Origin of the sequence: Streptomyces sp. AA1529, assembly GCF_000280905.1 — a bacterium.
GTDB lineage: Bacteria > Actinomycetota > Actinomycetes > Streptomycetales > Streptomycetaceae > Streptomyces.
This window is the reverse complement of sequence record NZ_ALAP01000093.1, coordinates 33,509-48,012: the sequence shown is the minus strand read 5'-3', so window position 1 is coordinate 48,012 and position 14,504 is coordinate 33,509. Positions and strand designations below refer to the sequence as shown.

The 14,504-nt window shown below is 73.9% G+C and carries 12 protein-coding genes; 7 read left to right on the top strand and 5 right to left on the bottom strand.

Translation table 11 applies throughout. From position 1 onward, the window contains the following. On the bottom strand, positions 1-1,144 hold a 1,144-nt coding region (locus A949_RS0127445; RefSeq protein WP_019359262.1), incomplete at its 3' end, for a DUF6271 family protein. Next, positions 1,126-2,226 carry a phytanoyl-CoA dioxygenase family protein gene (locus tag A949_RS0127440; RefSeq protein WP_019359261.1) on the bottom strand — a complete coding sequence of 367 codons (1,101 nt, stop codon included), beginning with the start codon at positions 2,224-2,226 and terminating at the stop codon, positions 1,126-1,128. The genes A949_RS0127440 and A949_RS0127445, both read right to left, overlap by 19 nt. A 532-nt stretch (positions 2,227-2,758) precedes the next feature. Between A949_RS0127440 and A949_RS0127435 the strand changes: the two genes are divergently transcribed. Further along, positions 2,759-4,342 carry a glycoside hydrolase family 3 protein gene (locus A949_RS0127435; protein WP_019359260.1) on the top strand — a complete coding sequence of 528 codons (1,584 nt, stop codon included), beginning with the start codon at positions 2,759-2,761 and terminating at the stop codon, positions 4,340-4,342. A 107-nt stretch (positions 4,343-4,449) separates the two neighbouring features. On the opposite strand, the gene A949_RS0127430 is transcribed toward A949_RS0127435, so the two are convergent. After that, positions 4,450-5,046, bottom strand: a complete 597-nt coding sequence (locus A949_RS0127430; RefSeq protein WP_019359259.1) for a TetR/AcrR family transcriptional regulator — start codon at positions 5,044-5,046, stop codon at positions 4,450-4,452. A gap of 111 nt (positions 5,047-5,157) precedes the next feature. Between A949_RS0127430 and A949_RS0127425 the strand changes: the two genes are divergently transcribed. Continuing rightward, the gene (locus A949_RS0127425) at positions 5,158-6,627 is read left to right on the top strand and encodes an FAD-dependent monooxygenase (RefSeq protein WP_019359258.1); all 1,470 of its coding nucleotides are present in this window, start codon (positions 5,158-5,160) and stop codon (positions 6,625-6,627) included. Positions 6,628-6,642: 15 nt separating this feature from the next. Here the strand turns inward: A949_RS0127425 and A949_RS0127420 are convergent, their stop codons facing one another. Then, positions 6,643-8,691: a prolyl oligopeptidase family serine peptidase gene (locus tag A949_RS0127420; RefSeq protein ID WP_019359257.1), complete on the bottom strand. Its 2,049-nt coding sequence runs from the start codon at positions 8,689-8,691 to the stop codon at positions 6,643-6,645. A 244-nt stretch (positions 8,692-8,935) separates the two neighbouring features. Between A949_RS0127420 and A949_RS0127415 the strand changes: the two genes are divergently transcribed. Next, positions 8,936-9,835 (top strand): FAD-dependent oxidoreductase, encoded by a 900-nt coding sequence (locus A949_RS0127415; protein WP_019359256.1) that lies wholly within the window; start codon positions 8,936-8,938, stop codon positions 9,833-9,835. 173 nt (positions 9,836-10,008) lie between these two features. On the opposite strand, the gene A949_RS0127410 is transcribed toward A949_RS0127415, so the two are convergent. Further along, positions 10,009-10,380 carry a hypothetical protein gene (locus tag A949_RS0127410; protein WP_019359255.1) on the bottom strand — a complete coding sequence of 124 codons (372 nt, stop codon included), beginning with the start codon at positions 10,378-10,380 and terminating at the stop codon, positions 10,009-10,011. Positions 10,381-10,724: 344 nt separating this feature from the next. On the opposite strand from A949_RS0127410, the gene A949_RS0127405 reads away from it, so the two are divergent. From A949_RS0127405 to A949_RS34770, 4 genes are all read left to right on the top strand, one after another. Continuing rightward, a complete protein-coding gene (locus A949_RS0127405) occupies positions 10,725-11,900 on the top strand; it encodes an MFS transporter (protein ID WP_019359254.1) in 1,176 nt (391 codons plus the stop codon). A 301-nt stretch (positions 11,901-12,201) separates the two neighbouring features. After that, positions 12,202-12,759, top strand: coding sequence for a hypothetical protein (locus A949_RS0127400; protein ID WP_019359253.1), 558 nt, complete (start codon positions 12,202-12,204; stop codon positions 12,757-12,759). A 212-nt stretch (positions 12,760-12,971) separates the two neighbouring features. Next, on the top strand, positions 12,972-13,931 hold the full coding sequence (locus A949_RS0127395; RefSeq protein ID WP_026005088.1) for a hypothetical protein: 960 nt from the start codon (positions 12,972-12,974) through the stop codon (positions 13,929-13,931). Beyond that, positions 13,928-14,476: a roadblock/LC7 domain-containing protein gene (locus A949_RS34770; protein ID WP_019359251.1), complete on the top strand. Its 549-nt coding sequence runs from the start codon at positions 13,928-13,930 to the stop codon at positions 14,474-14,476. The genes A949_RS0127395 and A949_RS34770 overlap by 4 nt, the downstream gene beginning before the upstream one ends. The last annotated feature ends 28 nt before the right edge of the window (positions 14,477-14,504 follow it).

Genomic DNA, 14,504 nt, shown 5'->3' with positions numbered 1-14,504 from the left:
TGTGGTAGGCGGCCTCGAGTGTGTCGAGCCGCTGGATGTTCTCCCGCCGGTCCAGTGCGGTGCTTCGGCGGGCGAGTGCGGCGACCGTGGAACCGCGCACCTGCCCGTCGCCGTCGAGCAGCGCGTCGCCCGCGCCGGCCATCGCCTCGTAGAGGGAGTGGAAGTAGAGCATCGACAGCAGGAATTTGGCGAAGCGCCGCTGGTAGGCGAGAAAGCCCTGGTCCGTGCGCCGCTCCGTGGTGTGGTAATTGACGATGTTCCGGTTGTGCAGCACTCCGGGCAGCCCGGCGTGCCGGACGAGGTGGAGCAGGAAGTAGTCGCTGCCGATGGTGTCCCGGGCCGGCGGCAGCGGCACCCTTTCGTGCACCCCGTGGAAGCTGACGTTGCACATGTCCACCCGCATCGGGTCCACCAGGGTCAGCAGCGAGTCGTCCCGCTCGAAGGGCCGGGTGCCGGCGCCCAGGAACGACTCCCGGGCCAGCTCCCGCTTCCGCCGGGGGGACCAGTGCGCGGGCGCCCACAGGCCGACGACCTCGTGGTGGATCTCCGGAGCGGCGCTCGGCATGTCCCCGAGGTCCACCGACGGCGCCCCGATGAACGAACTGCCCACCAGCGCGACGCGTCTGCCGGTGTGTTCGGCCGGCAGCGCGGTCCGGGTCACGTGCGCCGCCGCGTCACCGGCCCGCTCGCCCAGCGACATCAACTCCTGGTGCACGGGGAAGACGGGGGAGCCGTCCACGGTCTGGTACCGGCTGTCGGAGTCCCGGCGGTGCACCGACTCGCAGCCGAGCGCGGCGGCGAGCAGGAAGGCGCGGTCGGTGCAGGCGCCGTAGGAGAGCGCTTCGGGCAGCAGCAGTTCGCGCAGCAGGCCGGGTTCGGCGTACCCGGTGCCCTCGGTCACCCGCCGCAGGAAGTCGGCCTGCCGGCCCTCGTCCAGGTGGTGGACGGTGACTCCTGGGGCGGCCGGCAGGTTCCGCACGGCGGCGGCGTGTTCGGCGTACACGGCCGCGGAGCAGGAGTCGAGGACCAGCAGACGGACCTCGGTGCCGAAGTGCGCGGCGGCGTAGGCGGCCTCCGCTCCGACGGCCGCGATCGTCGCGGCGCAGGGCCGGTTGGTGGGCAGGGTCAGACAGATACGGCGCATGTCTCTTCCCCGGTGGCCGCGGTGGTCTCGGTGCCTTCGCCGGTCGCGGTGCCGGTGTCGCGTACCGGGTCGTGCCAGGACTCCAGCCCCAGCAGCCTGGCGCCCAGTCCGGTGAGTTCGGCGGGTCCGTACCGCAGGGACTCGTGCCGGTCCGGGTCACCCACCAGGGTCGGGTTCCAGTCCGGGGTGCTCAGGTGGCGCCACGAGTCGGTCCGCGACTGCCGCAGACCGCGGTGGCTCTCCAGTGCGGGCATCATCGACAGGTACTGGACCGAACGCACTCCCTGCTCGGAGGTGTTGGGCGCGACGCCGTGCGCGAGCAGGCCGTTCCAGATGAGCAGGTCGCCGGCCGCGAGTTCGGGCCGCACCACGGGCATCTCCCGCCGGTCCACCGCGGGCCGGATCGGGTCGCGGTCCTCCGGTTGCAGGGCCTTCCAGCGGTCGAACCGCCGGAAGAGCTCGGGGCAGCACTGGAAGCCGCCCAGCGCCGGTTCGGTGTCGTTGAGCGCGATGACGCCCTGCACCCGCTGCGGCGGCACGCCGAGCGAGGTGTCGATGTCCCAGTGGAGTTCGATGTCGAAGCCCCGGTCCCGGCGCTCGATCAGGGCCCGGTCGCGGTTGCGGACATTGGGCGGATTGAGGTTGAGCCGGTCCAGGGTGACCCACAGCTCCTCGCAGTCCCACACGTCGACGAAGGCGTCGTACACCCGCCGGGTCTGGCGGCTGTCCCAGATGAGCTGGTGGTGGTAGGCCTCGACGAACCCGTAGATGTGCAGCTCCCGTTCCAGGTCGGAACGGAAGGTGCGCTCCCGGTACCAGGTCTCCGGACGGTCCGGGTCGAGTCCTTGGAAGTCCCAGGCGAAGTCCAGCAGCCGCCGTGCTGCCGAGGCGGGGATCGCCTGCTTCACCACGATGTAGCCGTAGGTCTGCCAGAAGGTGAAGTCCTCCTCGGACAGCACGCGGAGGGGGCGGTTCTTGCTCAGTTCGCGCAGCGGCGTCCGCGCCAGGTAGGTGTCGCCGTCCGCGCTGAAGTAGGGGATGTTCGATGCGGCTCGATGGAGGTAGGGGTCAGACGTCGCCATGCGGTACTCCAGGTGCTCACTGCCGTCCCCCGGAAGGGGCGGTGGCAGTCGTACGTCCGGTGGGTGTGCGGTGGCAGGTGACCGGCCGGGTGCCAGGTGCGGTTCGCGGCCGGGTCGCGGCGCGGAGGGCGGGGCCGACGGGGCGCTCGGCGGCGGTCGCCGGTCGCGGACGGCGGGCGCCCGCCACCGTGCCCTGGCCCACGGGCGGGTCACCTTGCGGCGGTCCGGAGGCGCAGCGATGCGGGGCGCTCCGCCGTGAAACGGAACACGTGCCACATGTGTCTCTCCATTGGCTCGCGCCCCACCAAAGTTGGACTAGACCAAATCGAATGTCAACTCCCGCCGACCCGGCGCCCGGTGGCGCGGCGGCGCCGGGAGGTACCCGGGCGCGACCCTCCGGAGTGCGGGGGCACTCCTTGACGCGTGTGGTTAATCTGGGGCGTACAGCGTTGGTCTATACCAAGATGATCGGCGGCGCGGAATCCGTTCCCTGCCGTCGCCGACGTACCGGTCTCACCGAAAGGCGCGGTCGATGTCCGCCAAGAAGCACAGCAGCGAGTTGCGCCGACTCGCGCTCTCCGTCCTGCAACCGGGATTCGTCGGCACGGAGGCGCCCGACTGGATCCTGCGCGAGATCGGCGACGGGCTGGCGTCCGTCGTGCTCTTCTCCCGCAACATCGCCTCCCCCGACCAGGTCGCCCGGCTGACCGCCCGACTCCGCGCGGAGAACCCCGAGCTCGTCGTCGCCATCGACGAGGAGGCGGGCGACGTCACCAGGATGGAGTGGGCGACCGGCTCGACGCGCCCGGGCAACTTCGCCCTCGGCACCGTCGACGACCCGGAGCTGACCGAGGCCGTCGCCGCCGACCTGGGCCGCCAACTGCGCTCCGCCGGGGTGAGCCTGGACTACGCCCCCAGTGCGGACGTCAACTCCAACCCCGACAACCCCGTCATCGGGGTCCGGTCCTTCGGTGCGTCCCCGGAACTGGTCTCCCGGCACACCGCCGGATGGATCCGCGGACTCCAGTCGTCCGGCGTGGCCGCCTGCGTCAAGCACTTCCCCGGGCACGGCGACGTCGCCGCCGACTCGCACCACGAGCTGCCCACCTACGGTGCCGACGCGGCCGAGATCGCCGCTCAGGCGCTGCCCCCGTTCCGGGCGGCGCTCCAGGCCGGTGTCCGAGCCGTCATGAGCGGTCATCTGCTGGTCCCCGCCTACGACTCCGAACTCCCGGCCACCCTCAGCCGGCCCGTGCTCGAGGGGCTGCTGCGGCAGGAGCTGGGCTTCGACGGCCTGATCGTCAGCGACGCCATCGAAATGGGTGCCGTCACCCGGCGCCACGGGATCGAGGGAGCGACGGTGCGGGCCGTCGCGGCCGGGGTGGACGCCATCTGCGTGGGCGGGGAGAGCGCCGAGGAGGCCACTGTCGGGCAGCTGGTCGACGCGCTGGTCGGTGCCGTCGCCGACGGCGGCCTGTCCGAGGAGCGGCTGGCCGAAGCGGCGGCCCGGGTCGCGGAGTTCGCCGACTGGTCGGCGCGGCTGCGCGCGGACCGGAGCACCCCGGGAACGGTCGAGGACATCGGTCACGTCGCCGCCCGCCGCGCCGTCCGCCTCGGTGGCGCGGCCGGGGAGAGCCTGCCCCTGCGCACCGCCCCGCACGTGGTGGAGCTGGTGCCGGTCACCAACATGGCCGTCGGCAAGCAGACCCCGTGGGGCGTCGCGGCTCCGCTGCAGGAGCGGCTTCCGGGTACGACGTCCGCGCGGGTGCGCGGCGACGAACTGCGGGAGCGCACCGTCACGCTGGAGGGCTGCGCGCTGGCGCCCGCCGCGGGGCGACCGCTGGTCGTGGTGGTCCGGGACGCTTCCCGGCACGCGTGGATGAGCCGGGCCGCCGCCGCACTCACCGCCGCGCGGCCCGACGCGATCGTGGTGGAGATGGGACTGCCCGGTGCCACCGCCGGAGGCGCCGCGCAGATCTACACCCACGGCGCCAGTGCCGCCTCGGGGGTGGCCGCTGCCGAGGTGCTGGCAGGTGACCGGGGACCGGTGGCCGGACGGACGGATGCGGCGGCCTCCCGGGCCGTTGTCCCGGGGAGCGTGTCCGGAGCGGCCTGAGGGGCGACGCCTCCCGGTGCCCTCGGGGTCGCCGCTCCGGCGCCCGCCGATCCCGGTGCGGACGTGTCGGCGCCGACGGGCACCGCAGGGCCCTGGCTGCGGCCGGCCTACGGGTGGGCCGCGGTCAGATAGCGCTGCAGCGTGGGACCCAGCCATGCCACGATCTCCTCCCGGTCCAGTGCCACGGCCGGTGGCAGCCGCAGCACGTAGCGGGTCAGCCCGAGGCCCAGCAGTTGGGAGGCCACCAGCGCGGCCCGTACCGGTGCCTGCTCCGGGTCCGGGTGCATCCCCCGCACGACGGGGAGGAGTTGTTCCTGGAAGATGCGCTGCATGCGCTGTGCTCCGGCCTCGTTGGTGGTGCCGACCCGCAGCAGTGCCGTGAGCTCTCCGTCGCCCTCCCATATCGCCAGGAAGTGCGCCACCAGGGTGTGACCGACGCGCTCGCGCGGCAGGGAGTCCGGATCCGGCAGGTCCAGGTCCACGGCGACGGCGGCGGCGAACAGCCCCTCCTTGTTGCCGTAGTAGCGCATCACCATCGACGGGTCGATACCGGCGTCCCGGGCGATGGCGCGGATCGTCGCCCGCTCGTAGCCGTCGGCGGCGAAGCGTTCACGGGCGGCTTCGAGGATGGCGGTCCGGGTCGTCGCGGAGCGGCGCGGGGCGGCGGGGGCGGGGGGCTTGCTTCGGGTCACGTCCGCGACCATATGCCAACACTCGTTGGCCAACAAGTGTTGACGACCGTTCTCCCGGCCTCTAGTGTCGCCGTCGCGTGGTCAACGAGCGTTGGCCAACAGTCGTTGGCTCAGGAGGTCCTGATGAGCAGCACGACCGGATCCGGCACCAACCCCGGCACCCCTACCGTGATCGTCGTCGGCGCCGGCCCCACCGGCCTCCTCCTCGCCGGTGACCTGGCCGCGGCGGGCGTCCCGGTGACCCTCCTGGAGAAGCGCGGCGCGGGGATCAGCAACCTCTCCCGCGCCTTCGTCCTGCACGCCCGCACCCTCGAACTCCTCGACGCGCGGGCACTCGCCGAGGACCTGGAGTCCGCCGGCCGGCCTCTGGACCGGCTGCGCCTCTTCGGAAGGCTGACCATCGGCCTGGACACCCTCCCCAGCCGCTTCAACCACCTCCTGGTCCTTCCGCAGTACGAGGTCGAGAAGGTCCTGCACCGGCGCGCCGTCGACGCCGGTGTCGACTTCCGGTACGAGACCGAACTGACCGGCCTGGCCCAGGACGCGGATGGTGTGGCGGTCCACGTACGGGGACCGGCCGCGGACCCCGCCACCCTCCGGGCCTCCTACGTGGTCGGTACCGACGGCATGCGCAGCGCCGTACGCGAGGCGGTCGGACTGCCCTTTCCCGGCCGATCCGTCATCAGTTCCGTGGTGCTGGCCGATGTGCGACTGGCCGAGCAGCCCGACTCGCTCCTCACCGTCAACGCCGTCGGGGACGCCTTCGCGTTCATCGCGCCGTTCGGCGACGGCTACCACCGCGTCATCGGATGGCACCGCGGCCGAGCCGTCCCCGACCACGAGGCGGTCGCGCTCGACGAGGTCAAGGAGATCACCCGCCGCGCACTCGGACGGGACTTCGGGATGTACGACGCGCGCTGGATGTCCCGCTTCCACAGCGACGAGCGCCAGGCACCCGCCTACCGGGTCGGCCGGGTCTTCCTGGCGGGCGACGCCGCCCACGTCCACACTCCCGCCGGAGGCCAGGGGATGAACACCGGGCTGCAGGACGCGGCGAACCTCGGCTGGAAGCTCGCCCGGGTCGCCGCCGGCCACGCCGACGACGCACTGCTCGACACCTACCACGCGGAACGGCACCCCGTCGGCACCTCCGTGCTGCGCAGCAGCGGCGGAATCGTCCGGCTCGCCATGGCGAAGACCCCCTGGGCGCGTGCCGCGCGCGGGGCTCTGACCACCCTCCTCGACACCGTCGGCCCGGCCCGCCGCGCGGTCATCGGACGGATCACCGGCATCGGCTACCGCTACCCGGCGCCGCGCGGCTCCCACCGGCTCACCGGCCGCCGGGTGCCCGACGTGCGCCTCGCGGACGGCGGACGCCTCCACGAGGCCCTGCGCGGCGGCCGGTTCGTCCTGATCGCGCCGAGGGCGGCGACGCCCCCGGCCGCCGGGGGGAACGGCCCACTGGCCGTACGCCACTGGGCGAGCGACCGTCGTACCGCTCTCCTGGTCCGCCCCGACGGGTACGCGGCGTGGGCCGCCGAGGCGCCCGGACCGGACACGGTCCGCGAGGCACTCCGGGTGCATCTGGGCTGAGGCGCCGGGTCCGGTTCAGTCCGGGACCCGGCCCGGGCCGCTCAGGGCCCTCCAGAGGAAGGTGTGGACCAGCGCCTCGACGAAGGCGGCCTGCTCGTGGTCGGCGGCACCCGCGTGCCCGCCCCCGGTGTTCTCGTAGTACCGGACCGGTAGTCCCAGGTCGCGCATCCGGGCAGCCATCTTCCGCGCGTGGCCCGGGTGGACCCGGTCGTCGCGGGTCGAGGTGGTCAGCAGCAGCGGCGGGTACGAACGGCCGGCGGCCAGATTGTGATACGGCGACCAGCGCCGCAGATGCGCCCGCTCGTCGGGGTCCTCGGGGTCGCCGTACTCGGCGATCCAGGAATTGCCGGCGAGGAGCTTGTGGAAGCGCAGCATGTCCAGCAGCGGCACCTCGGCGACCACCGCGCCGAAGAGCTCGGGGCAGCGGGTGAGCATCACGCCCGTCAGCAGACCTCCGTTGCTGCCTCCGGCGACACCGAGCCGTTTCGGGACGGTGACGCCCCGAGCCGTCAGGTCCCGTGCGACAGCGGCGAAGTCCTCGAAGGCCCGGTCCCGTTCGGCGCCGAGCGCGGCGCGGTGCCACGCGGGACCGTACTCGCCGCCGCCACGGATGTTCGCCACCGCGTACGTGCCGCCGCGCTCCAGCCATGTCCGGCCCGTCACCGCCGAGTAGGACGGGGTGAGTGACACCTCGAACCCGCCGTAGCCGTACAGCAGCGTCGGTGCCGGACCCTCCTGCTGCTCCGGTCCGACCACGAAGTAGGGCACCCGGGTCCCGTCCGCCGAGACCGCGAAGTGCTGCCGTACGCACAGCCCCTCGGCGGAAAAGCGGACCGGCGCCCGCTTCAGCGTCTCCGGCTGCGGCGCGTCGGCCGCCACCCGGCACAGCGTGGACGGTTGCAGGTACCCGTCGACGTCGAAGAGGACCTCCTCCGCGTTCTCGTCCTCCTCGTCCGGAGCGGTCGCCGTCACGGTTGCCGTCGACAGCGGCGGCACCTCGCCCAGCGGACTGCGCGACCAGCCACCGCCCGCGTCCGGGGCGAGCAGGTGCAGAGCGGAGGAGGCGTCGGTGAGGGTCTCCAGGACGATATGGCGCCTGGTCGTGGCGTAGCCGTCCAGGACGGTGCGCTCGTCGGGCGTGAAGAGCACGTCGTGCGACCGCTCCCCGGCCAGGAACGCGTCGAGGCCGAAGGCCAGCAGCGCTCCGGCGGGCCGATCCAGCCAGGGCGAGCGCAGCCGCACCAGCAGCCACTGGCGGTGCACCCGGGCCAGGGAGTCGTCCGGCACCTCGATCCGCACCGGGGTGTCGTCCGGACCCAGCAGAAAGAGCTCGCGGTGCCAGAAGTCCCGGTTCCGGGCAGCCAGACTCCGCTCGAACCCCGGGGTGGGGTCGTGCCAGGCGGCGACCGACACGTCCTCCTCCCGCCCCTCGAAGACCACCGGGGCCTCGGCGAGCGGGGTGCCGCGCCGCCACCGCCGCACCGTGCGGGGATAGCCGGACGCGGTGAGCGAACCGGGGCCGGTGTCGGTGCCGACGAAGAGGTGGTCCTCGTCGATCCAGCCGACCGAGCTCTTCGCCTCCGGCAGCGCGAAGCCGCTTCGCCCGTCCTCCACGAAGGCGCGGGCCTCCAGGTCGTACTCCCGTACGACGGCGGCGTCCGCCCCGTCCCGGGACAGCTCCACCAGCGCCCGCCTCCGGTCCGGCCGCCGCACCGAGGCACCTGCCCACACCCAGGGCACGTTCTCGGCCGCCGCCAGCGCGTCCAGGTCCAGCAGGGTCTCCCAGCGCGGCTCCGGCAGCCGGTACTCCTCCAGGGTGGTGCGCCGCCACACCCCTCGGAGGTGGTCGGTGTCGCGCCAGAAGTTGTACAGATACGGCCCGCGGCGCCTGACGTACGGAATCCGCGCGGGGTCGCCCAGGATCTCCCGCACTTCCCCGCGCAGCGTCTCGAACCCGGGGTCGGCGGTCAGTTCCGCCACCGTCTCCGCGTTGCGTTCGCGCACCCAGCCGAGCGCGGCGTCGCCCTCGATCTCTTCCAGCCACAGATACGGGTCGTCGTCCATCACCGCACGATTGTCCCCCGCGTCCGGCGACCGGCGGACCGGGGACCGGGCGCGACCTGGCTCCGGCGGCGGAGCGGTGACCGGGGCACGGTGGACCAGGGGCACGGTGGACCGGGAACACGAGGGTGGACCGGGGCGAGCCGGCGGCCGGATGGAGCCGGTCGCGGGCCGGGCGCGTCCGGGATGGGACCGTGGGGGCACGCCGGGAGCGGCCCGGCGGCGGAGCGCGGCCGAAGGAGTGTGCATGGAGCCGGAACTGGTGGTCGTCGGCGCCGGACCGGCGGGGGTCGCGGCGGTGCTCATGGCGGCCGGACTGGGTCTGCGCACGGTCCTCGTCGAGGCCGACCGGGTGGGCGGAAAGGTGTGGGACATCGGCGCGCTGGAGAACGTCCCCGGAGGCTGGAGCGACGGCGCCGCCCTCGCCCGGGCGCTCGTCGCGGACGTCGACCGGGTGCGGGACACCGGCCGGTGCACCCTCCTGCAGGCGCGTGCCCTCCGGGTGCGGGCCCACCGGGACCGGGCGGAGGCCGTCCTCGCGGACGGCCGCACGCTCACCGCGGCCGCCGTGCTGGTGGCCACCGGAACCACAGCGCTGACACCCGGGCACGCGGCGTGGATCGAGGCCCCGGAGGGGCTGCGGCCGCCCCCGCTGTGGCGGGTCCGGCCCGAGGACCTCGGGGCGGGAGATCCGGCCGTGGTGCTGGGCGCCGACCGCCCGCTCGGCACCTGGCTGCGCACCCGCCCCGGAGCCGCCGCGCGACTGGAGGTGCTGCACCCGGCGGGAGACGCGTACAAGACGACGGAAGCCGCCCACGACGCCCGGGTACGGCTCCACGAGGTCGAGCACGCCACGGTGGTGTCCCTGGACAGCGGCTACCGGGTCGCGGCGCGGTGCACCGACGGCGGGGTGCACGAGGTGCGGACCCGGGCGCTGTTCGGCAACCTCGGCTCCCGTGCCGCGCCGCTCGACGGCGACCTCGCGCCCGGCCCCGACGGCTATTGCCCGCCCGCGGCCCAGCATCCCCGCCTCCTGGTCGCGGGTGACCTCCGGTCGGCCCGCCACCAACGGATCGTCACCGCCCAGGGGTCCGGAGCCGAGGCGGTGCTCACCCACTACTACGCGGGGCTGGGCGGCGCCGGCTGAAAGCGGCTCACGGGCTGGTCCGTACGTGACGTGGACCCTATGGGCGGCCTCACACCACCCACCCGGCGAAACCCCCGCCCCCGCACCCCAGTACTCACCCCCACGCACACCGCGACCGGCCGGGGAACCGCCGGGCACGACCGGCGTCCCCCGCGGCGGACGGTCCGCACCGGTCAGCAGAACGGGCGGTCGCGACGGCGGTCGGCGGGGAGGACTCCGACCGCCGCCCGGGTGTCGCGCACCGAGACGGCGATACGGGCGAACCGGGTATGTCCCCGCGTCTCGACGACCACGACCGGCTTCCACGGGTGGACCGCGACGAAATCCTGCCCGTCCGGATGCCGCCAGACCCCGAGGTGCGCGAGCCCGGGCAGATGGCTGGTCCGCTGCGCCCGGCCCCGCAGCGGGCGCCACCAGGCCGAGGCGCCGCCGACCCGCGCCACCGCGGACAGCGGTACCCGTATCTCCCGGTGTCCTGTGGCGACCCTCTGCCACCAGGCCGGCCGGACGACCAGGTCGTCCCTGTCGATCAGCAGCCGTGCCATGGCCTCGGCTCCGTCCGTCCGCTTCCGTCGGCCCGCCGGTCGGCTCGAGGGCCCATCCGGCTGTCGACCGCTGCCGGTGCGCGGGACCGGCCCGGCGGTCGTGGCCGTCGGCCGGCTGCGCGTCCTTTCCGCTTCCTCCAGGCTGGGCTCCTCGCTCCGCTTCCGCACGGCAGGGAGGCCTGCGGATCGATCCGGTGCTCCCCGGTGCGCGCGGGCGCCTCCCCCCGGTTGCGGTGATGCGCGCTCCGCATCCGAAGCCGGCCGCGAAAGACGGGGAGAACTGCCGGAATCCACGCTGTGATCGGTCTACCCGTCGGTAGTGGTGCGGCATACGCTGTCCGGCCATGGTGGACACACGGATGCGGCACGGCAGGGCCGCGCTCGCCTTCAGCTTCTTCGCACAGGGCGTCGCGTTCGCACTGCTGGTGACGCGCATCCCCGCCGTGCAGGACCGGTACGGCATATCGAACGCGCTGCTCCCGGCGTTTCTCGCGGCTGTTCCCGTACTCGCCGGGGCGGGGAGCGTGGGTGCGGAGCAACTCGTCAAGCGCGTACGGCCCGGTCTGGTGCTCCGGTGGTCGCAGCCGGTGGTGCTGCTGGCGCTGCTGGGCGTCGCGGCGGGAGACGCCGTGCTGCACCTGGCGGTGGCGCTCGCGGTCTTCGGGGTCGGGGTCGGGGCGCTGGACGCCTCGATGAACATGCTCGGGGTGAGTCTCCAGCACCGCTACGGCCGCAGCATCATGCTGGGCTTCCACGCCGCGTACAGCCTGGGCGGGATCGTGGGCGCGACGCTGGCCTGGGTGGGTGCGCACGGGCAGGTGCCGCTCCTCGGCTCGTATCTGCCGGTGGCCGCCGTGCTGCTGCCCGCTGCGCTGCTGGGCAGCCGGTGGTACCTGGACGCCGGCCGCGGTCCGGAGCCGGAGGAGGGTGCCGGCGCTGCCGGGGCGGGGCAGCAGGTGGCCGCCTTCCGGCTGCTGCTGCCGCTGTGCCTGGTCATGACCTTCGCCTACATAGGGGACTCCACCGTCTCCAACTGGAGCGCGAAGTACCTCCAGGATGTGCTGGGCAGCTCGGAGCAGCTCGCCACCGTCCCCTACAACGTCTACATGGCGACGACGCTCGTCGGCCGCTCTCTCGGTGATCTGGGCGTACGACGATTCGGCGCCGCGACCGTCGTCCGCGCGGGAGCGCTGCTGGCGGCGCTCGGGTTCGGCACGGTGGCGGCGGCCCAAGGCCCGGGAACGGGCATGCTCGGTTTCACCCTGCTCGGGCTCGGGCTGTGTGTGCTCGTGCCGCAGACCTTCGCGGCTGCGGGACGGCTCTTCCCGGGGGCGTCGGACTCCGCTGTCGCCCGCCTCAACATCTTCAACTACGTCGGATTCCTCATCGGTTCGCCTCTGGTGGGGGCGCTCGGCGACGCGTGGAGCTACCGCGCGGCCATGCTGGTGCCGATGGCGCTGGTTCTGGTGACGGTCGCATATGCCGCCTCCTTCACCCCGCGGCGGACCGCCACCGCCTGAGCGCCGGCCCGGTACGGCGTGCCTGGTGCGGAGCGTACGGATGTCCTGGGTGTGCGGCCCCGTGGGGTGAGCCGGGTCCGGTTTTCGCATGCTCAGAAATTCGATCTGATTCGATCAGAAACAGGACTCAAGCGACCCTCTACTGCCGAGGTTCGGTCAACTTCGAGGCGGTCTTGGCATGTTCCCCGGGAAAATGCCGGAACACGCGCTGCTCTGCCGTGCACATGCGTAGTGTGAGCCTCACTGTCCGTGGCCGGGCGGTTTCGGTAGTGATGCGGTGTGCCGGGGAGGGGAGTGCAGCGTGCCCGGAATCGACGAGTGCCTCCTGGAAGCGATGCGATTGCCCGGTGCCCGCTGCGCCGCCGTGGTGGACTGGATCAGCGGACTGGCGCTCGGTGTCGCCGGGGAGCCGCCCGGCGGTGACCACGAGGCCGCCGCCTGCGAGACGGCCGAACTGGCCAGAATGGTGGCCGAGTACCGCTCCCTCGGCCCGCTCTCCTCACTCGGCGCCCCGGGCGACCCCGCGGCGGCGCCCCCCGGCGCTGCTCCACAGGCTCCCCGGACCGGCCCTCCCGGTGGCGGAACCGGCCCGGGACCCGGCGGCCCGGACACCGCCCCCGGACACCCGTCCCCTCCCGGCACCCAGGACGTCTCCGACTCCGCGCCGCACCGAGGCGGAACGGCCCCGGCCGTCGAGGACATCATCGCGACGAACAGCGACAGTTACCACCTGCTGCGGTTCGTGACCGGTGCCCTGGACGGCACGCTCTTCCTCCACCTGTGGCTCGCCCGGGACGAGGGCAATCTCGCGCTGGCCCGGATACGGCTGGCGGAGATCGCAGACCGGATGGTGCTCTGATGGGAGCGGTCCCCACGCCGGAGCCCCGGTCGCGCTCCGGTACCGAACCGGCCGGCAGCGAAGGGGAGCACCGGGGCCATCCGCCGGAGGGCCTGCCGCGCCCCTTACCGGCCCCTGCGGCGCCGTACGACCCGGCCGGGCGCCCGCCCGCGACGCGTGGCGCCCCGCTACCGCACGGCACCGCGTGTCCGGGTGCCGCGTACCCGGGCACCGTGCCGGCCCGCAACGCCCCGACCCTCACCCCCTCGACGCTGCACCGGCTCGCCGTCGAGCGCGCCACCGGTGCCTTCACCCGCGCAGGGGGCACCCTCTTCCTCGTCGACGGCCACATCGTGCACGCCGAGAGTTCGGCGGCCACGGGGCTGGAGATCCTGCTGAACCGGGGCTGCGCCCTCTCCCGGGCGTGCTGGGAGGCGGCGATGACCCGTGCGGGGCAGGACGACGGCGGGACGCGGCACCTGGTGGCCTCCGGTCGCGTCACCGCCGGGGTACTGGAACTGTGCCGGGGCGTCGCGCTGTACGACGCGGCCTTCTTCGTGCTCGCGCCCGGTGGCGGGCCCGGCAGATTCCGGCACGGTGTCCGGCACTGGCTGGCAGCCCGCGGGGGCGTCGTGCCGCTGGTGGTGGAGCGCGAGACGGTGCGCCGGCTGGCCTTCCTGGACCGCATCTGGCCCGATCCGCGCCTGGACGTCCTGCCGCCCGTGCCGGCCGGCGCCGCCGCCCCGCCCGGGCACCCGGCCGATCCGGTGGTGCGGACCGGTGCGTCGCAGGGCGCCCAACCCCACCCCACCGGGCGACAGGTGCGGTCCGCTGCGGCGCCCGGACAGAGCAGCCGGCTGCGTGCCGTACCGGACCGGCAGCTCCGGATCCTGGAACTGGCCGACGGCATCCGCACTCCGACGGACATCGCCCGCGCACTGGGGCGGCCCGCCTTCCACACCCTCGTGGAACTGCGCCGGTTGGCCGCGGCCGGCCTGGTGACCCCGGGGCCGCACGACCGCCCGGCGGCGGGCGTGCCGGACAGATGTCCGCACCCCGGAGGCGGACTCGCGGGCGCGGACCCCGGGGCCGCCACAGGCGGGGCACCTCCTGCCGGACCACCGGGGCCGGTGTTCGCGGAGCCGGACATCGCTCTGCTGCGCCGACTCCGGGACGCGCTGGAGGCATTGTGATCAAGGGATTCCGGCAGCGGGCCGAGAGGAGAGTGCTCATGGCGGCGGAGCAGGGCGTGGGCGAGGAACTGCGGGGGCTGCGGGCCAGGGTTCCGCAGGTCGCCGGTGCGCTGGCGGCGACCGTGGACGGTTTCGTCCTGGCCGAGGACATGGCGCCGGCCCGGACGGGGGAGCGCCCGGAGGCCGAGCCGCTCGCCGCGCTCACCGCCGCCGCCCTCGGCCTGGCCTTCCGGATGAACGAGGCCACGGCACGCGGCGCCTTCCGCGAGCTGCTGATCCACGGGGAACTCGGATATGTCGCCACGTACGCGGCCGGGTCGTCCGCGGTGCTGACGCTGCTCGCGGACGACCGGATCAATGTCGGCCGGCTGCATCTGGAGGGGCGCCGTACGGCCGCGCGGATCGGCGAACTCGTGACCGCCGTGCAGAGCCCGGCGGCTCCGCATCCGGTCGGCGACCGCCCGCCGCCCGAGCACCGGCCTCCGCTGGAGCGCCGTCGTCTGCCGCTGGAGCGCCGCCGCCGGAACGCACCGGCTCCGGAGTGACGACCACGGCACGGCACACACCGCACAC